This window comes from Paenibacillus sp. O199, assembly GCF_001636635.1.
GTDB lineage: Bacteria > Bacillota > Bacilli > Paenibacillales > Paenibacillaceae > Paenibacillus > Paenibacillus marchantiae.
The window spans coordinates 1-22,270 of sequence record NZ_LGRP01000049.1 but is presented as its reverse complement, the minus strand read 5'-3'; the positions used below and the strand labels follow the sequence as shown (position 1 = coordinate 22,270).

Below are 22,270 nucleotides of genomic sequence, written 5' to 3'. Positions count from 1 at the left end.
CATACATCTATATGGTTAAACGTGTACCTTAAACTTGGATTTAGATCTGAAAATTCAAACCGGAATTTGGGGACGAATTATCCTTCTACCCGGTACACACTCTTAATGCGACGAATGACGGCAAGGGATTCAAAGTGTTTCAATACTTTATCCATGCTTGCCTTGCTAGCGTTATGCGTAACAATGATGATCTCAGCATCCGGGTTATGCTCGTTCGGCTGTTGCACGACTGAAGCCAGGCTGACTTCGTATTCAGCGAAGATTTGTGTAATCTGCGCCAGTACCCCTGCCTTGTCATCTACATGCAGCAAAATAAAGTTTTTCGACATAATGTGCTCGTCACTTTGCAGGCGCTTCTGTTTATAAGGCACAATGGCTTTAAGACCATTCACACCCAGCTTCAGGTTTTTGATCACAGCCACGATATCCGCTACTACAGAAGTTGCCGTCGGAAGCTCACCTGCACCCGCACCGTAGAACATCGTCTCACCTACAGCTTCGCCATGTACATACACAGCGTTGAACACCCCATTGACGGATGCAATCGGATGATTCTGTCTTACCATCGTTGGCTGAACACTAATGGTGATCTCATCATCCCGACGATCTGCGATACCCAGTAGCTTCATCTCATAGCCAAGTCTTTTGGCATACGTAATATCTTCACGGGTTACGGATGTAATCCCCTTAACGGTTACGTCTTTCAGTTCCACATTGGTACGGAAGCCCAAAGTGCCCAGAATCGCCATTTTGCGAGCTGCATCGAGTCCTTCGACATCCGAAGTTGGATCGGTTTCTGCGTATCCGAGTGCTTGAGCCTCGGCCAGAACCTCTTCATATGAGGCGCCTTCCTGGCTCATTTTAGACAAAATAAAGTTCGTTGTTCCGTTCACTATCCCCATAATGCGGGTAATCCGGTCGGATGAGAAACCTTCAATCAGCGTGCGGATGATCGGAATGCCACCAGCCACACTCGCTTCGTAGAATACATCACATTGCTTTTCCTGTGCCTTAGCCAAAATCTCGGAACCGTGCAGTGCCATTAAATCCTTGTTCGCGGTTACGATATGCTTACCCCGCTCCAGTGCTTCAAGAATGTACTCTTTGGTCTGATCAATGCCACCCATAACTTCCACGATAACATCAATATCTGGATGACGAATGACTTCCCAAGGATCTTCAGTGAGCTTCGCACGGTCTACAGCAATGACACGATCTTTTTCCGTATTCTTCACTGCAATCTTCTCTATAACGATCGGTGATCCAACCTGACTGCTCAAATCCTCCTGATTTCCTTCCACGATGCGAACGACCCCAGTCCCCACCGTACCCAGACCCAACAACCCCACTTTTACCGGTTTCACTAACGATCTACCCCCAATGTCTTTTCTCCTTCACCCCTGTACGATTTAACCATACAAACAACTTATTCCTAAACGTTTTACGATAACGTCTAATTAACCTTGGCCTACAATGCGCGTGCGTCGAACCCCGGGCATATCCTGCATCCGATCGAGCATTTCTCCGATTTCCCCATGGAGGTGTGATGTCTCCACTGAAATGACAACATTGGCTCTCCCCTGGAGCGGAATACTTTGATTAATAGTTAGCACGTTGGCTCCATAACCAGCTACATGTCCGAGCACACGAGACAATATTCCTGACTGATGCTCCAAATCAATGGAGATCGTTACAATTCGCTCCCGTTCAAGCTGATTGATCAAATGGATGCCATCCTTGTATTTATAAAAAGCACTTCGGCTTAATCCAACCTGTTCAACCGCCTCATGAACTGTTTTGACATCCCCGGAAGCTAGCAGTTCTTTTACCTGCATGGTCTTCACCACAGCCTCTGGCAAAATGTCTTCCCGTACTAAGTAATAGCGTTCATTCACAGAACGTCCTCTCCTCAAAGACTCATGTATTCATATAGTGGACATTATATAGGATCTGTCTCAAAAGGGCAATACCTCACATGTCTATTTTTGAAAAACTATTCCTAACAGTATACAAGTTTATCCCATGTGCAGGTAAGGAAAAATAAAAAAACGCAGAGCAGCGGGTAATCTCCCACTACTCTGCGTATATGTTTCAATCCTTTATATTCGTAAGGGTTGCACTATCTTAATAGTAGCTGCTACCTTCCACAAATTCGAATTCAAACTCGCCAATGCGCACAATGGTGCCTTCTTCAGCTCCGCGTTTACGCAGTTCCGCATCCACACCCATATAGCGCAATGTACGCGCCAGTTTGAGAATCGCTTCATGCGAATTCAGCTGCATCCGTTTCATCATACGTTCAATCTTGGCACTTTCGACTACAAAGATTTCATTCTCCCGTACAATACGGAAACCATCGTCCTCTTTTTTGTCTAAGCTGTACACTTTGCGTTCGGATAAGTCAGCAACTTCTTCGACCACTGGCTCGTCCGGAATTTGATCCAGCAGATCAGCCGCACGATACAGGAGCTCTTGAATCCCTTTCCGTGTCAGGGACGAAATAGGCATAACTTCAATATCCGGTTGAACTTCACGAACCTTCTGCAAAAACTCTTCGAGATTAGCTTCGGAATCCGGCATGTCCATTTTATTGACTGCTACAACTTGTGGTCTCTCAGCGAGGATAGGATTGTACAATTTGAGTTCCTCGTTGATTTTCTGCCAGTCTTCGAACGGATCACGTCCTTCTGAACCAGACATATCAACGACATGAACGATAATGCGTGTACGTTCTACGTGACGCAAGAACTCATGTCCAAGCCCAATACCTTCGTGAGCACCTTCAATCAGGCCCGGCAAGTCGGCCATAACAAAGCTACGGCCTTCACCCACACCTACAACACCCAGGTTAGGTGTAATGGTTGTAAAATGATATGCTCCAATCTTTGGCTTGGCTGCCGAAACAACAGACAACAGCGTGGATTTTCCGACACTTGGGAAACCAACCAAACCGACATCTGCCATGACCTTAAGCTCAAGTACGATGTAACGTTCTTGACCTTCTTCGCCATTTTCGGCCAGTTCTGGCGCTGGATTGTTAGGCGTGGCAAAACGAATGTTTCCCCGTCCGCCTCGTCCGCCACGAGCAACAACAACCTGTTGACCATGACGTGTCAAATCAGCCAGTACTTCTCCACTGTCTTCATCCAAAATCACGGTTCCAGGTGGAATACGTACAATCATGTTCTCAGCGTTCGCGCCATGCTGACTTTTATTACGTCCCTTCTCACCACGAGGGGCCTTGAAGTGACGCTGGTAACGGAAATCCATTAACGTACGCAGACCTTCATCCACACGGAAAATGATGTCAGCTCCTCTGCCTCCATCACCCCCGGCAGGTCCGCCGTTCGGTACATACTTCTCACGACGAAACGAAATAATTCCGTCCCCTCCGTCTCCGGCTTTCACATAAATCTTCGCTTTATCTACAAACATTGGTTAACCCCTTCTTCCTATATTCCGCAAGGCATTCTGAATTGTATAAACGTATCCTCAGACGGAAGCTGCTCCGTTCTGACTTTTTTTCCTTTGAGTACGGCATTGAGCTGCCGCAATGTTTCCGGATCGGGTGTTTGATCCCCATCCAGCCGGACAACCACATCTCCGTGATCCTGTCCGAAGTTCAAGGTCAGTTTGCGAACCTCTCCCCAAGACGACCGGCCGCCGCCATATTGATAGGCTCGAATCGCATCGGCAATCGCCCCCGTAAGCGACTCGCCATCCTCGGGAGAGACCAGAGCACTAAGCTGCAACTCTTCCTCTACGACCACATGCAATTCCAGAGCGACTCCACTGGTCCGGAAAGATTGAAGATAAAATACGAGTGAAGGAATACCCAATCTGGAGATTCGGCTTTCTTCGTTAACCCGCTCTACTATTCTTTCCACACATTGCACTGATTTATCAAGTTTGCCCAGTCTAAGATATCCATACAATACCTGAAGATCGTTCATCCAATCATGCCTATGATGATTTAATGATGCAATTGCTGTCTTTTCCATAGATTGTATGATGGTTCTGCGTTCCGCCTCTGCTTGTCTCTTCATCACATTCACAGAAACAAAAAGCACCGCGACGGACCACAATGCGTATACAGCTATTGAAATAATCACTGGATACAGCATAACGAAAACCAAAGGAATCAGAAGTGAACATGCCGCAATCCAGGGCACTCTTTTCCAAGATTTCATGGCTTCTCCCCGTTCTACAAAACTCGGTTGGTTTAAACCCCACCGTAACCAAGTATAACATGTCTTTTCTGCCAGTTCATTATCGAATAACCTATAAATACAAAAAGCCTCCGGCAAAAATGCCGAAGGCTCCTTAGGCGGAATGCCGATATTATGCTTCTACTGCAGCTGCTACTGGAGCAACATTCACAGGGTAGATGCTTACTTTTTTACGATCGCGTCCCCAACGTTCGAATTTCACAACGCCGTCAACTTTCGCAAACAAAGTGTCATCTTTACCGATACCCACGTTAGTACCTGGGTGAATTTTCGTTCCGCGTTGGCGAACGAGAATGCTACCACCAGTTACTGTTTGTCCGTCAGCACGTTTAACGCCAAGGCGTTGTGCGTTACTGTCACGACCATTCTTCGTGGAACCTACACCTTTTTTCGATGCGAATAACTGAAGATTTAATTTCAACATGATTGGTTGTCCTCCTTCTTTGATTATTTGACTTGCTCTATCTGAATATACTTTCCGTATGACTCTGCAATATCAGTGAGCATAAGCACCATGGATTCGAGTAGCAATTGTACCTGGGACCAGGTTCCGTCTTTCTCCAACACCGGTAAAGAAGCGCTTAAAAAGCCATTCTTCATCTTGGCGTCCATTTCGACACCAGTCAGTGTTTCAATCGAGTTCACCGTACCCACTGTAACAGCGGATACCCCGGCACATACGATGTCTTCTCCTCGCTTGGCAAAATTAGCATGCCCTTTGATGGAGAAACGATCGATGCTCCCGTCATCATTACGAAAGATTTGAACGATAATCACTTATCGCACCTTCTTACGCTTTGATTGCTTCAATAGTTACTTTTGTATACGGTTGACGGTGACCTTGCTTCACATGGTAGTTCTTTTTAGGTTTGTATTTGTATACAACAACCTTTTGTCCTTTGCCATGTTTCTCCACTTTAGCCGTTACAGTTGCTCCGGAAACCAATGGTGTACCTGCTGTCAAACCTTGATCGTTAGATACAGCCAGGACACGGTCGAACGTTACGCTTTCGCCATCGTTCGCAGTCAATTTCTCGATGAACAGAACATCGCCCTCTTGGACTTTGTACTGTTTGCCACCTGTTTCAATAATTGCGTACATTTGCCTTGCACCTCCTCATGTCTCAGACTCGCCCGGTCTCAGGTGACAGTGTCCTTGCGGAACTGTTCTTGTACCCGGCCAGTGCGGTTACAGCATGTGCAAGACCAATAGGCTAAACACATACCTGATGATTATACCACCAACTATACTAAAAATCAATGCAACGGCGAAATATATCTTTTGCCTGTCCCATGACAGGAAGAACACGGCTCCACGTAAGGGAGCGTGCTCTCTTCCCGTACCTTCTTACGGGTAAGTTCAAGCAATCCCAGCTTGGTCCAACCCATTACAAAAGCCTTGGTTCGATCCTTCTTGAGTTCATTTTCCAGCGTTGCCGCAACTTCATGCCGATTCATCGCTTCCTCCATATCAATGAAGTCCACAATAATCATGCCACCGATATCCCGAAGACGCATTAAACGGGCGATCTCAACCGCTGCCTGCATGTTCGTTTCCGTTACGGTCTCTTCCAGACTGTCGCCGCCTGCTCCCGTGTACTTGCCTGTATTGACATCGACTACAGTGAGCGCTTCGGTATGATCAAGGACAATATATCCGCCTCCAGGCAGCCATATCTTGCGGGCGAAATCCCTGTTCAACTGCTCCTGCACACGATAAGCAGCAAAAATTGATTCTTCTCCCCTGTACACCTGTACTTTAGGTTGATGGCCTGGACAGATCTCCTCCAGCAAAGCACTCAATTCACGGGCTTGTGCTTCATTATCCGTAATGACTTCATCGCTGCCAGGCGTATACACATCACGAATGATCCGCTGAACCATACTGTGATCTCGATGCAGCAGGCTTGGTGAAGGCAAACTATCCGCTTTTTCACGAATCAGACGCCACTGCTCACGTAATGTTTCCAGGTCGGCCTGAATGGCTTCCCTCTGTTCCTCTGCGGATACGGTTCGTATGATAAGCCCCTCTTCGTCCCGTCTCAGTTGTTCACCCAGCGTTTTGAGGCGGGATCGATCGCCCTCACGGGCAATTTTCTTGGAGACGGCTACATAGTCTGCTAAAGGCATATAGACAAGCCAGCGGCCCGGCAGCGAATAATGAGTCGTCACCCGGGCTCCCTTGCTTCCTACTGGCTCCTTCAGGACCTGGACGATTACATCCTGACCTGGACGAAGCAGCTCCGAAATTGAAGGCTTCACTTTGGGTTGTTTCTCCAGATTGGGATGCAATACATCGTCCACATACAGAAAAGCATTCTTTTTCTGACCGATATCCACAAAAGCAGCTTGCATACCTGGTAACACGTTCACTACCCGTCCTTTGAAATACGAACCCAGCAGTCCACGCTCGCGTGTACGCTCTGCCATGAATTCTACAGCTTTGCCTTCTTCCAGAAGCGCCATTTGCATGAGGTTATGTTCATTATGTACAATCATTTGTTTCATGGCTTCACCTCTAGAAGACAATTCAATTCATCCACATCCATTCTGTATCTTTGCATACTCATTGTACATGTATTAACCCAATTCAGGACAGATCCACCAAGATGCTACAACTTATCCGTGTCTTGTTTGAAATAAGAACCGATGATTCGCTGCTCAGGCAAAACGGCCATGATTCTTCCCTGTCTATTCATCACATATATCATATGGTATCTTTCTCTCTTTAATAGACGCAAAATAGTCTCCAAAGGTTTCGCCGGAAATGAGATTATCGGCTGCGCCAAACTGCCTGTAGCCGCATGACGGGTGAATGCACTTTCACGATTCATCAGAAATCGGATAAACCGGTAGGGAATATTTCGGTAATCGGTCACATTGGAATAGAACAGAAAAATTCCGATCAACAGGATATTTAACGGCAGCCCGTAATCACCGGTAAACCAGCGACCGATGGCAACCAAGATAACCCCTGCGCTACACAGAATGCTGATTCTGTAAGTCCACATCAATGTCGTATAGTAGGGAGCAGCAAGACTAACGAGTGCCTGTACAATTTTACCTCCATCCAGTGGCAACACAGGTAGCAGGTTAAATAGGGCAATCAGCAGATTCCCCTGTATAATATAATCCAAAAAAAGCGGGTCTCCCAGATTCCCATACTTCAGCAACAAAACGATTCCAACCATGAGCATATTTTGAAACGGGCCTGCCAAAGCGATAATGATCTCCCGCCGGGCTGTAATATTTCCGGCATCCTCAATAACGGCGACGCCGCCAAAAGGAAGCATCTGTATCGAAAGGACACGGCAGCCCAGAAGGGCTGCCGCTGCAGCATGTCCACATTCATGAATAAAAACGATGGCAAACAGCGTGATGAGTTCAATAAAGTTGCCAGTCAACAGGGAAGCCATCATGATAATCACAAAAAAAGGATGAAACGAGATACGTACACCCCACAACCTAATCAAGGGCAACCACTTCCGCAGGGTCTACATACTGCTCGCCCTCTTTTACAGCGAAATACAATGTGGCAGGTTGATCATTTCCAGTCTCCTTTATGCTACCGACCGCGTCACCCGCTTCTACCCAATCATTCACCTGGACTTCACTCTCGTTCAAGCGTCCGTATATCGCTGTGACTTGACCCGAGTGCTGGATTACAACCGTTGTCCCATTTTCCGGATCATCCAATACCTGAAGTACTCGTCCGGCATCTGAACTAACTACTTGAATAAGTCCCGTACCGCCAGCTTCAGGAACAATCTCAATGCCTTTCATGCTCAGAGCAAAAGGCTGAACGACAGTTCCCGAGATCGGTTTGCCGAGCAGATGTCGAATTCCCGAGCCGTTCACAGGATCGGTGGTATGTCCAAGAACAGGCAGGAATGACGGCGTTCCACCAAAATGCCGTTCGTACCAAGCAGCAGCATAAGCAAAATCCATATCCCGATGCAGCACATCGGCGATTACGGTTTTGGCAGGTGTCGTCCATGAGGTGTTCAACTGAAACAATCCCCAGACACCACCGAATAATAAAATGCTAACCACCGTTCGTCCCACGAATGACTTCATCAGATTAAAGCGTGGATGGCCGCCAGGACCATAATGCCCATTCTCTTTTTTCCACAGCCACTCCGGATCTCTTTCCTGTTCCGCCAACGAAGATCTTGCCGTTCGTAGATTTTCTTGTATATCCATAGACGAGAAAGGATTACGTTGCGCAGATGAACGCTTATCGGATACCGAGCCCGATTCTCGCTGCTGCATAATTTCTTCCGTAGCACCATCCATTAACCGCCGAATGCGCTCTTCTCTTCTCTGCTTGATTCTGAGTTTCGTATTCATGGAATGTCCTCCCGCCGAGGCTTGTTTACTACATCTTATGAGGGGCTCGTTCATAATATGAACAAGCTTCGGCTGGAAGCAAAAATAACCCCACAACGTGGAGTCCTCCTGTGAAGTACATATCCTGTTTCATACAAGTCGCCTTTAATCAAAGGCTCCATAATAATCAAAAAGCCGGGCTTGAGGGCCACGGCTGTCATACATAAATGTGATAAGGAAGAGCCAGTTAACCCATTCCAAAAAACTTCTTAAAACGTGTGAAAGCACCCTTTTTTTGCTCCAATTGCATCAGAGGAACGGTATCTCCCAGAATACGACGGGCAATATTTCGATAGGCAATGGCCGCAAGTGAATCCGGATTCATTACTGTGGGCTCTCCCGAGTTGGCTGCCTTGATGACAAGTTCATCATCAGGAACGATCCCGATCAGATCAATATTAAGTACTTGCAAAATGCCGTCAATGTCGAGCATGTCGCCTGATTTGACCATATTGTTACGGATACGGTTCACAACCAATTTTGGCGATTTAATGTGCGAACTCTCCAGCAAACCAATGACACGGTCCGCATCACGCACAGCCGCATTTTCTGGTGTAGTGACCACAATGGCCTGGTCAGCTCCTGCAACCGCATTTTTGAACCCCTGCTCAATTCCGGCTGGACAATCAATAATGACGTATTCAAAATCTTTTTTTAGTTCGAGAATAATATCCTTCACCTGTTCTGGTGACACAGAGTTCTTATCTCTCGTTTGTGCTGCAGGCAGCATATATAATTCTTCAAAACGTTTATCTTTGACCAAAGCCTGATTCAGTCGGCAGCGGCCGTCTGCAACGTCGCACAGATCATAAATGATCCGGTTTTCGAGTCCCATCACGACATCCAGATTGCGAAGGCCGATATCGGTATCTACCAGACAAACCTTTTTGCCGAGCAGCGCCAGCGCTGTCCCGATGTTTGCCGAGGTGGTTGTTTTACCCACGCCGCCTTTACCCGAAGTGATCACGATCGCCTCTCCCATGAGCTACACTCCTTTAAACACATTAAAATCTCGGCGCAACCGAACGATATTGCTCATCTTGTCGATCTGCATCTGATTGTCCTGTAAATAAGCAAATTCCATTCCGGTCTCTCGGCTCTCCCACTCATCGGGAGGACGGCTGATGATGTCAGCGATCCGCAGCTGCGTTGGTGCAAACACCGAAGCAGCAATGATCGAGTCTTCGTCCCCACCAATTCCAGCGTGAGCCATGCCTCTGAGTGAACCCAAAACATATATATCTCCGGTACACGTTACTGTGCCCCCCGGATTGATATCACCAAGAAACAGTAGATTCCCTTCATGATGAAGCACCTGACCCGAACGTACCATACCACACATGGTTACAATCGGCGGCGGCCCTTTAACCTCTGGTTTAAGGGCCGGTGAGTCAATGGAACGAATGAGCAAATTCCCTTTTTGTTTCAATATATCAAGAACTGCTTCTTTCTGGTCCTCCGTCACTTCGCGGCTGCCCAGTTTGATATCCACATGAACAATCGGTCCGGTTAAAATATTTTGATGGCTGTGTTCCAGCTTATAGCGGAGCTCGTAGAGCAATTCCTCGAATTCACATTGATCGTCCAACAGGAAAACCAGGCCGTCTCGGATGCCTTTAATCGTTACGTGATTCGATTTTACCGTCATAAGCCTGTCCCTCCCATCTCATTACATTTCGTGCCCGGGTCCCCAAGTTCCTGCTTCTCACTCCATAAAATGTATCAAGAAGCTTCTTGTGCTTTGCTCTTTCTCTTACCAATCCGCTCCAGTTGTTTCCGAAGAGGAACATAAATGATCAGCGCGAACACAAAATGAATGAACAAATTGGGAATCATGTATTCAAGCAATGCCCAGTCAAATGTCACATGATTGAGTTGGAAGAGCTTGTACAGAAAGAATAACATGGTGTCATTCAGCAGACTTCCCAAAAGGACGACGGAAACCATAACCGGCAGTGGTGCACGCGGCGCTTGAAAAATAAGTCCCATCATATATGCCGATAATCCCATCGAGAATCCGTATGGTCCAATCATTTCGCCGTAGAATACGACATCGTGCAAGAGTCCAAATAATATGCCAAGCACCAACGCCGTGTGCCGATGATGATATACAGCAATAAACAAAATCACGATGTAGACCAGGTTGGCAGAAATACGCATTTGCCAGGCCGAAGGAATGAGCAGCGGAAGGATCGTTCCCTCAACAATGAACAAAACGAACAGTAACAGGAATAAGACTTGCTTGCGCGTTACCATTATTCTTTTACCTCAGGTGGAATAATCACAATCAGCTCTTTCCAGTCCAAAAAGCTTGCATAGGGCTTAATTGTAGCAGTTTGTGTTAAACCATATTCGCTTTTTTCAACCTTCTCCACTTCTCCGATACGCATGTACTTCGGAAAATTGTTGATAATCCCGGAGGAGATGATTTCATCCCCTTCTTTGATATCTGAATCCTCTGAAATCTTGGTCATTTTTAGCATGCCGGATTTTGGATCATAACTCTCGATCATACCAAACACTTTTTCTTTACCAACCGCTGTAGCTGCAATGGCGTTGGATGTTGGATCATTGGCGTCCATGGATGTTAACAGATTAACCGTTGACGTATATGAACTGACATGACTGACAACCCCAACCAGCCCCTCTTGCGAAGTAACAGCCATTCCAGCCTTGATTCCCGCATTTTCACCAATATCGATATTAATCGTTCTGCTGTTCGGGTCAGAGTTAGCACTGATGACTTGAGCAATTCGTGAACCGTAGTTATACCGATTTTTTTGTTCCTCTGTAAAATTGAGAGCTTTCTGGAGCTGTTCATTCACCTGCTCCATATCATTGTATTTCAGCCGATCTCGGGTATAGTGACCCATTGCAATGCGAAGCTCTTCATTTTCTTGATATACCGTACGCATGTTCGCCAAATCTTTGAAAAAGCCCGCTACAGAAGAAGCGGGCTTGTAAAATACGTATTGTACAAATCCGACTGAATCCTTCAGGAATTTCTCCGGCCAGGATAGAGCGGTTCGCGGACCGAGCGTAAAGCCCATTAACGCGATAAATGTAACAAGGCCCACCAGCAAAACAAAAAGTCTTTTGTTACCCAGCAGTTTAAACAGTTCGACCACCCTCTAACATCCATTATTCTCTTCCGAGCCATGCCCGGCGGGGAGACTGTCAGACTTATAGTCCCATCGAGAATATCAGTCGATTCTCCCCGGGTATGCGGGTAATAGCTCTCCCGGGGTTAACCGGGTCCTCTTCGTTGATATCATGCCCTTTGGTCGATAAACGAGCCAAGCATAGCATATATCAATTAACGTTTGGAACGAACTGCCGAACTGCTTCTGCTCTTGAACAAATGAATATTCTCAAGCGCTTTACCTGTTCCGATTGCAACGCAATCGAGCGGGTTCTCCGCTACGATAACAGGCATTCCTGTCTCACCAGCAAGCAGCTTGTCCAGATTGCGAAGCAATGCGCCGCCACCTGTGAGAACAATACCACGGTCCATAATATCTGCTGCCAACTCAGGAGGACATTTCTCCAATGTTACTTTTACAGCTTCAACAATGGCATTCACCGTATCCGCCAGAGCTTCGCTGATTTCATCCGAAGTAATCGTAATCGTCTTCGGCAGGCCTGTAACGAGGTCGCGTCCACGAATTTCCATTGTTTCCACTTGCTCAAGCGGCATAGCTGATCCGATATCCATTTTCAACTGCTCCGATGTACGTTCACCGATCATCAGATTATACTGGCGTTTAATGTATTGAATTACGGATTCATCCATCTCGTCACCCGCTACACGAACCGAACGACTTGTTACAATACCGCCAAGAGAGATGACAGCCACTTCCGTTGTACCGCCACCAATATCGACAACCATACTACCCGTTGGTTCCCATACAGGCAGATCTGCACCAATGGCAGCTGCAAAAGGCTCTTCAATCGTATAGGCTTCACGTGCTCCAGCCTGTTTGGTTGCATCTTCAACCGCGCGTTGTTCTACTGCAGTAATCCCGGATGGTACACATACCATCACGTTCGGATGACGTTGGAACATGGAGCGTTGTTTCTGCGCCTCACGGATGAAATATTTGATCATCGTTGCCGTTGTATCGAAATCGGCAATAACGCCATCTTTCATTGGACGAATGGCACGAATGTTACCTGGTGTACGTCCAATCATTTTTTTGGCGGCTTCACCTACTGCCTCGATAGTTTTTGTATCTGTCCGTATAGCGACAACCGAAGGTTCGCGCACCACAATTCCTTTTCCACGTACATAAACCAGCGTATTCGCTGTCCCCAAATCAATACCCAAATCTTTCGTAAAACCACCAAACATGACGTAATCTCCTTTTCTGCCTCATATAGCCGCCCCAGTGAATCAAGAGCATTTCATTTTCATTACCACCATAATGGTGGAGCTAATATTCGCATTTGTTTTGTGTTGCATTGTTTTGCATTTGTAAAGTGAACCTATCTTCTACGGACAACGCCGTCAACATTCATAGGAAAACATCAACGCCAACCATTATATTATACTAAGCCCTTCTCCTTCAAACTTACGTACGTTCCATCTCCGATAATAATGTGATCCAGCACGTCTATGCCTACAATTTCGCCGGCTTCGATCAGTCTTTTGGTTATTTGGATGTCCTCTGGACTAGGCGTAGGATCACCACTGGGATGGTTGTGTGCGCACACAATAGAGGCGCTGCTGCATTTGATGGCAGCCCGGAACACTTCACGCGGATGAACAATCGAAGCGTTAAGGCTACCCATGGAGAGTGTTTCCTGGGCAATAATGTGGTTTTTGCTATTCAGGAAAAGACACACAAAGTGTTCTTTCTGCAAGTAACGCAATTGTTCGGTAAGGATATCGGCCGCATCACGTGGGGTACGAATTGAAGTTGACTGTGTAAGTCTGCTCTTCGCAATCCGATGACCAAGCTCAATGCTAGCTTTCAGCTGTACAGCCTTGGCCATGCCGATACCCTTCATCGCAGTCAGTTCTTCCAGGCTCAAATCCATCAACGAGCGAATTCCACCCGCTTCAGTCAGAATCCGCTGTGCCATATGCACTGCGGATTCCTGTCTTGTACCTGTTCGAAGTAAGATCGCCAGCAATTCAGCATGGCTTAAGGCGCCCGCCCCATATTCCATCATGCGTTCTCTCGGGCGTTCTTCCTGGGGGATGTCGCGCATCATATATTGAGGCGACTCCATATGTTCCCTCTTTTCAGATCGTCAATTGCGGAATTTCATGTACGTGGCAATACATGTACGCCAAATCCATCCAGCATGTCGCTTAGCAAGGACAACGGTAGGCCCACCACATTGAAATAACATCCTTCAACACGTTCTATCAATGAAGCACCAATGCCCTGAATGGCATATGATCCCGCCTTGTCCGAAGGCTCTCCAGTCTGAACATACGCACGAATCGTAGCTTCAGACAGTTCCTTCATCGTTACATTAGTCTGTCGATATTGAACCATGGATTGTCCATTACTTGCATCGATACAAGCTACTCCCGTGAAAACACGGTGTACACGCCCCTGTAGACGAGATAACATTCGTTCAGCGTCCGCTTCGTCTACGGGTTTACCAAGAATATCACCATCCAGAACGACAACAGTGTCACTACCAACAATAACAGCATCCTGTTCGCGACCTTCCAGCCCGCGATAAACGGCAAGCGCCTTACGCATCGCAAGCTCCTGTACCGTCTGTTCAGGAGTCCATTCCGGCGGTGTATCTTCATCGGCGTGACTTGGTATTACTTCAAAAGCTAGATGGAGTGATGCGATCAGTTCTTTACGCCGCGGCGAAGTGGAAGCCAGAATAATACGACGCTGTTGTGTTTTATCCAAAATAACCGGCCCCTTAAGCTACGGCGACATCCTGTCGGATCACGCTAGTAGATATCATTTTTTTTAGTTTCTTCGTCAAAATTCGTCATTCTCCTATAACCTGCGATACAGCCATACAGCAGCAATAATACCGATCAGACTCAGGAGGCTCATTTGAAATTGAAGTGAAATATCATAACTGATAATATCCAGATCAGCCTGCGGCGACCAACGAATGGTCGTGGCTTTCGTTAGAAAGGCAACGGCCTTTACAGGCTGCAGTGCCTTGGCGATCCACGCACCGGCTAGCCAGCCGAGCAGCAGAAACAGCAATAACATGCCGAAGTTTTTTTTCATCGGTGATCTTCCCTCGCCATTTTTTGACACCCACATTATTATACGGGGTTTTGTACGTCAATACAAACACAAATCCGGCAAGGGGAACTATTTCCAGTTCCTTGCCGGATAGGTATTTCAAGGCTGTGTTATGGGAAAGCGGTGATTACTGTTTTATCGCTTCAAGCCATTTTTTTTGTTGTAATACATATTCCATCAGATCGGACTGTACAGACCACATATGCACATTAGCCGGATTTTTGTTGTATTCGGCAATTGCTGTTACCGCACTGGCCATCGATTTTCCCATCGCCGATACATAGGGTTGCACGTCTGCACTCAGGCCTGGTGCAATACTATTCAAACCGGTCAGCCAGAGCTGATGCTGGTTCTGTAATGAGGTCATCGTTTCGGTTGAGACGGCTTCTGGAACAGACTGACCAAGTTGCTGGATCGAGAGGGTAGACAGTTGTTCAACCAAAGCAGATCCACTTGCGAAGAATTGCTGCACATCCTCTGCTTTTCCGCCAAATACTGCCGGGTTCACTTCTGGGTTGACGATTTCCTTGACGTACAGCTCCACTCCTTCGGCCTTAAGCCTTGAGCTGAGCAGCTTGGCCTCCTCACGGTCAGCCGAAATGCCAGCATACACCCGATTACCATCCTCCGGGTCGGAGCCTGCGGCAATGCCTGCCTGGGACAGTTCCACCTTCGCCTGTTCAGCGCGTTCAGGAGAACTGAACACACCATATTGCAGGGCATAATAGCTGCCACCTGTAGTCGTTGCCTGGAGCTGCTGTTCCGAACCTGCCACTCCCTGCTGACCTGTTACGGCCGATACCGCCTGATTGGCAGGGATCTTGCTCCCAGGGTCTACGGCACCTTCACGATTAAAAAAAGAAAGAATTACCATGCCGAAGAGGGCACCGGTTACAAGTGCACCCGTTACTGAACCAATCATTTTCCAGCCCCTTGGGGGACGATTTCGCTTATAAGAGTAGTTTTCACTATCTGCAAGCCAATCATGACCTCCATAATTCTCGTCCGATCTGTTCTCGTCCTCATCTCCCGGATACGCAGTAAGATGATTATAATTATATCCAGGCTCATCGAGTTTCGAATCCTTGTCCGTTCTTTGGTAAGGTTCAGGTACAGTGGAGCCTGTCAGTATCGTCTCTCCCCAGTCACCGGGAATATCCTCTGGTGTCCATGAAGGCGTTGAATTCAACCGCGTTGGTGTTGGCGTTGGACTGTGCGGAATTTCTTCACTCAAAGCTACAAATGTGCTGGATGTGGGTATCCCCTTGTTTTCAGGCTTGTCCGACTCGTTATCCCCAAAGCGAAACGTCATTCTAGCATTGCTCACCCCGTACCCTCTCCTTTGTCCCATTTATAACAGCTATATGCGGAGAGAATTAGAAACATTCCATTTCATGCAAAAAAACCGCCTGCTTCGAAATGAAGTCAGACGGTTTTATGATTGTAATTATTTCAACCCTTTGGCAAGTGTATCGCCAACTTTCCAGATATCACCTGCACCCATCGTGAGCACAAGATCGCCTGGCTGAAGACGGTTCTGCAGATCTGCAACAACTTCTTCCTTTGTCGGAAGATAACGCGCAGAAGCATTACTGTTTTGAACAATGAGTTCAACCAGCCTAGCCGAGTGAACACCTTCAATCTGTTTTTCGCCCGCAGGGGAATAGATATCGGTAATGAGAACCTCATCTGCTTCTGCAAAGGCACGACTGAACGCATCAAGCAGGAAGAACGTACGTGTGTAACGCTGTGGTTGGAATACCGCAATGATACGTTTCCCTGTTGCTTTGGCCGCACTGATTGTAGCCTCAATCTCGGTCGGGTGATGAGCATAATCATCAATAATCAGCATATCACGCGCCTCACCCAGCACCTGGAATCTGCGTTTCGCTCCATGGAACTGGATAATGGCGGCTGTAATTTTCTCAAATGGAATACCTGCTTCCAGACAGGTAATAACCGTAGCCATCGCATTATAAACGTTATGTTTACCTGGAACTGACAACTCCACCTTACCCAACACATTGCCCTGATGGCTCATCGTAAAGGAAATTCGGCGGTCGCCAAGCACGATATCTGTTGCTGTATAATCAGCAGCATAATCAATGCCGTATGTGGTCACCCGTGATTTCAGCTCCGGTAAAATGGCTTGAACATTCTCGTCGTCAGCACATACAATGGCCGTGCCTTCTGGACGAATCTGACTCAGGAACTGCACATAAGCCTTTTTGAGTTCTTCAAAATCACTGTTATAGTTCTCAAGGTGATCCGCTTCAATATTAGTCACAATACCGAGCCAAGGGTGATACTGCAAAAATGAACCGTCGCTCTCGTCCGCCTCTGCAACAACCCAGTCGCCTTGGCCTGCCTTGGCGTTGGTGCCCACGTTCATGATTTCCCCGCCAATGATGTATGTCGGGTCTGTATCACATTTATCCATAACGAGTGCAATCATGGATGACGTGGTTGTTTTGCCATGAGCCCCGGCTACAGCCACACCTTTGCGCTCGTTCAGCAAACGCGCGAGCATCTGGGCGCGATGCAGAATCGGGATGTTCAGCTTTTCAGCTGCTACCCGTTCCACATTATCAGCTGGAGCTGCCGTGGAGTAGACAACCAGGTCTGCCCCGTTTACATGCTCTGCCGTATGTCCGATATATATTTTCGCTCCCTTGGCTGCCAGCTTCTCGGTCAACTCCTGTGAAGCGACATCCGATCCGGTAACGGTGTATCCCATCTCAAGCATAACTCTCGCGATGGCACTCATGCCATATCCGCCAATCCCTATAAAATGAACGTGTTCCGATGTATTTAACAAAACTTTCACCAACCTTTTTCAGAATCGGTTTGATGCAAAAGGGCTGCCCGCACATCTGCAATCAGGTACAATGTGCCGGACACCACCCCCAGATCTTCCGCTTCCGTCCGTGACTTCAATAGATCAAGTGCCTTTACCCATTCGGGCTCGACGATGATTTCCAGCTCCGGTTTCGCAATGGCGGGACGTACCCGTTCGACGATCTGCAGCAATTCGGCTGCATCCATTTTGCGTCGGAAATCTGGCTCGGTCAGGATCAGCGTATCCACTAGTGGCAGTATATGCTGCAAATACGCTTCGTGATGCTTATTCGCCAGCATGCCCATCATCAAAATTAACTTGTTGTGAGGATATACGTCGATAATGCTCTTGGCCAGCGATTCGGCCCCCTCCGGATTATGCGCTCCATCCAGAACAATGCGGGGCTGATCAACCACTTTCTCGAACCGTCCTGCCCAGAAGGCATGTTCCAGTCCAAGCGCAATATCTTCATCATCCAGCATAAATGCCATGTATTGGCGAAGCAACTCTAGTACCATAAGTGCGCCCGCTGCATTGTCGCATTGATGTACGCCCTGCATGCGAATACGAGCGTCCAGATCACGGAACGGTCCTGTAAAATGAAAAGATTGTCCGTTCTCATCACTGTCCAGTCTATGATAGGAGAAACGATCTCCCGCCAGATACACGGTTGAACGCAGCCGCTCTGCCGTCTCCTGGATCACCTTCACAGCCTCTGGCTGCGTGGCACAGGTAACAACGGGTACCCCCGCCTTAATAATACCCGCCTTCTCTCCAGCAATCGCCTCAATCGTATCTCCCAGTACATCCGTATGGTCCATACCGATATTGGTAATGACCGATACCACGGGTGTAACAATATTCGTTACGTCCATCCTTCCCCCGAGCCCTGTCTCCCATACTACAATGTCAGGGTAGCACTCTTCCGCATAATACAGAAGGGCGATTGCTGTAGATACCTCAAACATCGTAGGTGATCCAAGGGGAGTTGAAGCCATCTCTTGAACCAATGGATACAGGCGGTTTGAGATTTTGAGCAACGTTTCTTCCGGGATATCCTCACCGTTGTACTGAAAACGGTTTGTGAATTTGGTGATATAAGGGGACGTAAACGTTCCAACATCATATCCCGCCTGAAGAAGCACTGACGTCAAAAAAGCGCAAGTCGAACCTTTGCCGTTCGTTCCCGCGACATGAATAAATTTGAGACGCTGGTGAGGATTACCCAGCAATGACATCAATCCCTCGATTCGTTCCAATCCAGGTCGGATGCCAAAAGGAATAAGGCCATTGATCCAGTTCACGGCCTCGTCATAGGTAAGTAAAGGAGATGCTATTTCTGTCCCGTTAAGTTCCGTCATATGATTCACCTTTGGTTTGAGTTTGGTTGAAAAAAGCGGCCGGATGGCGCAGAAGCACTCCATCCGACCCGAATATATTAACCTTTCAGTTCCTTGATTCGTGCAATCACCTTATCCCGTTTATCGGAATAATCCGCTTGCTTGGCGCGCTCTTCCTCAATAACCTTGGCAGGAGCCTTGGCAACAAAGCCTTCGTTCGCCAGCTTTTTCTCCACACGGAGTACTTCGCCCTCAAGGTTCTGCAACTCTTTCTCCAGACGAGCCACTTCCTGATCAATATCAATAAGACCCGCCAGCGGCAAGTACAACTCAGCCCCAGTAATGACTGCAGTCATTGCTTTATCCGGTGAACTCAGATCCAAGCCGCTGTCGAACTCGGACGTATTACAGAAACGTTTGATGTAATGGCTGTTGCGTTCAATGATGCTGGATGTCTCTGCGTTGTTCGCTTTCACCATCAATTCAATTTTCTTGCTCATTGGTACGTTTACTTCTGCACGGATGTTTCGTACTGCACGAATGGTATCCATAAGCAGGTTCATCTCGGCAACCGCTTCTGGGTTCTCCAGTGCAGGGTCATACACAGGCCAGGAAGCCAACGTAATCGTTTCGCCTTCATGCGGCAGATGCTGCCAGATCTCTTCCGAAATGTACGGCATGAACGGATGAATCAGGCGCATAGTCTGATCCAGCACATAAGCAAGCACCGATTGTGTTTTCTTCTTGGCAACCGGATCTTCCCCATAGAAGGACAACTTCGCAAATTCAATATACCAGTCACATAGGTCATCCCAAATAAAGTTATACAGCAAACGGCCTGTTTCTCCAAATTCATATGCTTCGATTAGACGCGTAATATCACGAGAAGTTTCGTTCAGGCGGTGCAAAATCCAGTAATCCGCTGTTCCAAGGTCTCCACTAATATCGCGATCTTCATAGGTGAACCCTTCCAGATTCATCAAAGCGAAGCGCGATGCATTCCAGATTTTATTGGCAAAGTTACGAGCCTGTTCCACCCGTTCCCAGCGGAAACGGAGATCCTGACCCGGAGTACTACTTGTAGAGATCATGTAACGCATTGCATCCGCACCATATTTCTCAATCACATCCAACGGATCAACACCATTGCCTAGCGATTTGGACATCTTGCGTCCGTCTGCATCACGAACAAGACCGTGCATCAGCACATCCTTGAACGGAACCTCTTCCGTGAACTCCAGAGCGGTAAAGATCATACGCGCCACCCAGAAATAAATAATGTCATACCCTGTTACGAGTACACTTGTCGGGTAGTAACGTTTCAGATCTTCCGTGTCTTCCGGCCAGCCTAAAGTAGAAAACGGCCATAATGCGGAGCTGAACCATGTATCCAGAACATCTTCATCCTGTCTCAGCTTGCGTCCAGCGTATTCTGGCAATGTTGTCGGATCTTCAGCAGATACAATAACTTCTCCAGTCTCCTCGTCGTACCAGGCAGGAATACGATGACCCCACCACAATTGACGAGAGATACACCAGTCACGAACATTCTCGATCCAGTTCAGATACGTTTTCTCAAAACGATCCGGAACAAAATGAACCCCTTCACCGCTTTGTTGCTTCTCAATCGCTTTCTCCGCGAGTGGCTTCATCTCAACAAACCACTGTGTCGACAAATACGGCTCAACGACAGCTCCTGTACGTTCGCTGTGTCCAACCTGATGCGTATGATCCTCAATGTTGATCAATACGCCCTGTTCTTGCAGGTCTGCAACAATCTGCTTCCGGCAGTCACTGCGATCCAGTCCCTGATATTTGCCTGCTTCGGCATTCATCGTACCCGTCTCATCCATCACCGTAATCTGTGGCAGATCATGACGAAGGCCCACTTCGAAGTCATTCGGATCATGAGCAGGCGTTATTTTCACGGCGCCGCTTCCGAAATCTTTATCTACGTACTCATCTGCAATAACCGGAATTTCGCGCCCGATAATAGGCAGAACAAGCACCTTGCCAATCATGTCTGCGTAACGCTCATCCTTAGGATGAACTGCAACTGCCGTATCTCCCAACATCGTTTCCGGGCGAGTTGTCGCTACTGTGACATACCCACTTCCGTCTTTGAGCGGATAACGCAGATGGTACAAGTGACCCTGAACTTCTTTATATTCAACCTCGATGTCGGACAGTGCAGTCCGATTCACCGGGTCCCAGTTAATAATTCGTTTGCCTCGATAAATGAGGCCTTTTTCATACAGTTGAACAAACACTTTACGCACAGCCTGGGATAGACCTTCATCCAGTGTAAAACGTTCACGCGAGTAATCGAGCGACAAGCCCATCTTGCCCCATTGCTGACGAATGGTCGTTGCGTATTGCTCTTTCCAGTCCCATACCTTCTCCAAGAACTTTTCGCGTCCCAGATCATAACGAGTCTGACCTTCTTCACGCAATTTCTGCTCTACTTTGGTTTGGGTAGCAATACCTGCATGGTCAGAACCCGGCAGCCACAGTGCATCATAGCCCTGCATCCGCTTGGTACGAATCAGAATGTCCTGCAGTGTGAAATCGAGCGCATGCCCGATATGGAGCATTCCGGTTACGTTCGGGGGTGGGATTACAATCGTATAAGGTTCAGCATCTTTACGCTGGCCTGCCTTGAAATATCCATTTTCCATCCAAGTGGAATACCATTTTTGTTCCGCAGCTTTCGGATCATATGTGGTTGGCATTTCTGTTGCAGCTGAATTTTTTTGTTCAGACATGTGTCATTCCTCCGTTACTTATTCATCATCGCCAAAAAACAAAAAAACCTTTCATCCATCAAAGGACGAAAGGTTAGCTTTCGCGGTACCACCTTTGTTTCACGCAGATAGAAAGATAGACTACCCCTTCTGAACTTACGTGACACTTCAAGCAGATAACGGCTGCGACCGGCCCATCCTACCTTAGGAATGAATGATACTAAAGTTACTCATCCCTTGTATTCAAACAGGCAACTCCCGGGCGACTTCGATCAGTTGGTTCCTACGGAATTTCCCAGCGCTACAATCCCGCTCTCTGAAAGGTCATACTGTCTACTACTCCCGATCCACGTTGTTCTTCAAAAAACCTAAACACATCATACCCTGCCCGTGCCCGATAGTCAACCTGACAACAGCGGAAAAAGCGCGCTGCAATGCAGGTTGAGGGCTGACAAAGCAAAAACCCGCCATCCTCAAGGGATCACGGGTCGAA

Annotated in this window: 22 protein-coding genes and 2 other annotated features; all 22 genes read right to left on the bottom strand. The window is 47.5% G+C overall.

Annotated features, from left to right (window positions below):
• Positions 1–77: 77 nt before the first annotated feature.
• Positions 78–1,364 carry a homoserine dehydrogenase gene (locus A6049_RS30240; RefSeq protein ID WP_063568127.1) on the bottom strand — a complete coding sequence of 429 codons (1,287 nt, stop codon included), beginning with the start codon at positions 1,362–1,364 and terminating at the stop codon, positions 78–80.
• A gap of 93 nt (positions 1,365–1,457) precedes the next feature.
• On the bottom strand, positions 1,458–1,895 hold the full coding sequence (locus A6049_RS30235) for an ACT domain-containing protein (protein ID WP_024633956.1): 438 nt from the start codon (positions 1,893–1,895) through the stop codon (positions 1,458–1,460).
• Positions 1,896–2,124: 229 nt separating this feature from the next.
• A complete protein-coding gene (gene obgE / locus A6049_RS30230) occupies positions 2,125–3,435 on the bottom strand; it encodes a GTPase ObgE (protein WP_063568126.1) in 1,311 nt (436 codons plus the stop codon).
• 17 nt (positions 3,436–3,452) lie between these two features.
• Positions 3,453–4,190, bottom strand: a complete 738-nt coding sequence (locus A6049_RS30225) for a Spo0B domain-containing protein (protein WP_063568125.1) — start codon at positions 4,188–4,190, stop codon at positions 3,453–3,455.
• 151 nt (positions 4,191–4,341) lie between these two features.
• On the bottom strand, positions 4,342–4,653 hold the full coding sequence (gene rpmA / locus A6049_RS30220; protein ID WP_024633959.1) for a 50S ribosomal protein L27: 312 nt from the start codon (positions 4,651–4,653) through the stop codon (positions 4,342–4,344).
• 23 nt (positions 4,654–4,676) lie between these two features.
• The gene (locus A6049_RS30215) at positions 4,677–5,006 is read right to left on the bottom strand and encodes a ribosomal-processing cysteine protease Prp (protein ID WP_063568124.1); all 330 of its coding nucleotides are present in this window, start codon (positions 5,004–5,006) and stop codon (positions 4,677–4,679) included.
• A gap of 13 nt (positions 5,007–5,019) precedes the next feature.
• Complete coding sequence (rplU, locus tag A6049_RS30210) at positions 5,020–5,331, bottom strand: 50S ribosomal protein L21 (protein WP_062328098.1); 312 nt, start codon at positions 5,329–5,331, stop codon at positions 5,020–5,022.
• 14 nt (positions 5,332–5,345) lie between these two features.
• Positions 5,346–5,430 (bottom strand) — a sequence feature (ribosomal protein L21 leader region).
• 56 nt (positions 5,431–5,486) lie between these two features.
• A complete protein-coding gene (locus A6049_RS30205; RefSeq protein ID WP_063568123.1) occupies positions 5,487–6,737 on the bottom strand; it encodes an Rne/Rng family ribonuclease in 1,251 nt (416 codons plus the stop codon).
• Between the two features lie 104 nt (positions 6,738–6,841).
• Positions 6,842–7,702 carry a site-2 protease family protein gene (locus tag A6049_RS30200; RefSeq protein ID WP_063568122.1) on the bottom strand — a complete coding sequence of 287 codons (861 nt, stop codon included), beginning with the start codon at positions 7,700–7,702 and terminating at the stop codon, positions 6,842–6,844.
• Positions 7,695–8,579: a M23 family metallopeptidase gene (locus A6049_RS30195; RefSeq protein WP_063568121.1), complete on the bottom strand. Its 885-nt coding sequence runs from the start codon at positions 8,577–8,579 to the stop codon at positions 7,695–7,697. Before A6049_RS30195 ends, A6049_RS30200 begins: the two co-directional genes overlap by 8 nt.
• Before the next feature lie 226 nt (positions 8,580–8,805).
• Positions 8,806–9,600: a septum site-determining protein MinD gene (gene minD / locus A6049_RS30190; protein ID WP_063568120.1), complete on the bottom strand. Its 795-nt coding sequence runs from the start codon at positions 9,598–9,600 to the stop codon at positions 8,806–8,808.
• Between the two features lie 3 nt (positions 9,601–9,603).
• The gene (gene minC / locus A6049_RS30185) at positions 9,604–10,266 is read right to left on the bottom strand and encodes a septum site-determining protein MinC (protein ID WP_063568119.1); all 663 of its coding nucleotides are present in this window, start codon (positions 10,264–10,266) and stop codon (positions 9,604–9,606) included.
• A 74-nt stretch (positions 10,267–10,340) separates the two neighbouring features.
• The gene (locus tag A6049_RS30180; protein ID WP_063568118.1) at positions 10,341–10,874 is read right to left on the bottom strand and encodes a rod shape-determining protein MreD; all 534 of its coding nucleotides are present in this window, start codon (positions 10,872–10,874) and stop codon (positions 10,341–10,343) included.
• Positions 10,874–11,746 (bottom strand): rod shape-determining protein MreC, encoded by an 873-nt coding sequence (gene mreC / locus A6049_RS30175; protein ID WP_063568117.1) that lies wholly within the window; start codon positions 11,744–11,746, stop codon positions 10,874–10,876. Before mreC ends, A6049_RS30180 begins: the two co-directional genes overlap by 1 nt.
• Before the next feature lie 188 nt (positions 11,747–11,934).
• Positions 11,935–12,969 carry a rod shape-determining protein gene (locus tag A6049_RS30170; protein ID WP_063568116.1) on the bottom strand — a complete coding sequence of 345 codons (1,035 nt, stop codon included), beginning with the start codon at positions 12,967–12,969 and terminating at the stop codon, positions 11,935–11,937.
• Positions 12,970–13,163: 194 nt separating this feature from the next.
• The gene (gene radC / locus A6049_RS30165; RefSeq protein ID WP_063568115.1) at positions 13,164–13,853 is read right to left on the bottom strand and encodes a RadC family protein; all 690 of its coding nucleotides are present in this window, start codon (positions 13,851–13,853) and stop codon (positions 13,164–13,166) included.
• 35 nt (positions 13,854–13,888) lie between these two features.
• Entirely contained in the window at positions 13,889–14,500 is a 612-nt protein-coding gene (locus A6049_RS30160; protein WP_063568114.1) for a Maf family protein, read from the bottom strand.
• A gap of 93 nt (positions 14,501–14,593) precedes the next feature.
• Complete coding sequence (locus A6049_RS30155; RefSeq protein WP_024633972.1) at positions 14,594–14,836, bottom strand: DUF4321 domain-containing protein; 243 nt, start codon at positions 14,834–14,836, stop codon at positions 14,594–14,596.
• Between the two features lie 145 nt (positions 14,837–14,981).
• Positions 14,982–16,181, bottom strand: a complete 1,200-nt coding sequence (locus tag A6049_RS30150) for an SPOR domain-containing protein (RefSeq protein ID WP_063568113.1) — start codon at positions 16,179–16,181, stop codon at positions 14,982–14,984.
• A gap of 120 nt (positions 16,182–16,301) precedes the next feature.
• On the bottom strand, positions 16,302–17,621 hold the full coding sequence (murC, locus tag A6049_RS30145; protein WP_063568112.1) for a UDP-N-acetylmuramate--L-alanine ligase: 1,320 nt from the start codon (positions 17,619–17,621) through the stop codon (positions 16,302–16,304).
• Positions 17,622–17,677: 56 nt separating this feature from the next.
• Complete coding sequence (locus A6049_RS30140) at positions 17,678–19,054, bottom strand: bifunctional folylpolyglutamate synthase/dihydrofolate synthase (protein ID WP_063568111.1); 1,377 nt, start codon at positions 19,052–19,054, stop codon at positions 17,678–17,680.
• Positions 19,055–19,131: 77 nt separating this feature from the next.
• Positions 19,132–21,798 (bottom strand): valine--tRNA ligase, encoded by a 2,667-nt coding sequence (locus A6049_RS30135; protein WP_063568110.1) that lies wholly within the window; start codon positions 21,796–21,798, stop codon positions 19,132–19,134.
• Positions 21,799–21,856: 58 nt separating this feature from the next.
• Positions 21,857–22,136, bottom strand: a binding site (T-box leader).
• Positions 22,137–22,270: the final 134 nt, after the last annotated feature.

Coding starts and splice junctions, on each gene's coding strand:
- obgE (WP_063568126.1), bottom strand. CDS start 3,435: ATGTTTGTAGATAAAGCGAAGATTTATGTGAAAGCCGGAGACGGAGGG.
- A6049_RS30225 (WP_063568125.1), bottom strand. CDS start 4,190: ATGAAATCTTGGAAAAGAGTGCCCTGGATTGCGGCATGTTCACTTCTG.
- rpmA (WP_024633959.1), bottom strand. CDS start 4,653: ATGTTGAAATTAAATCTTCAGTTATTCGCATCGAAAAAAGGTGTAGGT.
- rplU (WP_062328098.1), bottom strand. CDS start 5,331: ATGTACGCAATTATTGAAACAGGTGGCAAACAGTACAAAGTCCAAGAG.
- A6049_RS30205 (WP_063568123.1), bottom strand. CDS start 6,737: ATGAAACAAATGATTGTACATAATGAACATAACCTCATGCAAATGGCG.
- A6049_RS30195 (WP_063568121.1), bottom strand. CDS start 8,579: ATGAATACGAAACTCAGAATCAAGCAGAGAAGAGAAGAGCGCATTCGG.
- minD (WP_063568120.1), bottom strand. CDS start 9,600: ATGGGAGAGGCGATCGTGATCACTTCGGGTAAAGGCGGCGTGGGTAAA.
- minC (WP_063568119.1), bottom strand. CDS start 10,266: ATGACGGTAAAATCGAATCACGTAACGATTAAAGGCATCCGAGACGGC.
- A6049_RS30180 (WP_063568118.1), bottom strand. CDS start 10,874: ATGGTAACGCGCAAGCAAGTCTTATTCCTGTTACTGTTCGTTTTGTTC.
- A6049_RS30170 (WP_063568116.1), bottom strand. CDS start 12,969: ATGTTTGGTGGTTTTACGAAAGATTTGGGTATTGATTTGGGGACAGCG.
- radC (WP_063568115.1), bottom strand. CDS start 13,853: ATGGAGTCGCCTCAATATATGATGCGCGACATCCCCCAGGAAGAACGC.
- A6049_RS30155 (WP_024633972.1), bottom strand. CDS start 14,836: ATGAAAAAAAACTTCGGCATGTTATTGCTGTTTCTGCTGCTCGGCTGG.
- murC (WP_063568112.1), bottom strand. CDS start 17,621: ATGAGTGCCATCGCGAGAGTTATGCTTGAGATGGGATACACCGTTACC.
- A6049_RS30140 (WP_063568111.1), bottom strand. CDS start 19,054: ATGACGGAACTTAACGGGACAGAAATAGCATCTCCTTTACTTACCTAT.
- A6049_RS30135 (WP_063568110.1), bottom strand. CDS start 21,798: ATGTCTGAACAAAAAAATTCAGCTGCAACAGAAATGCCAACCACATAT.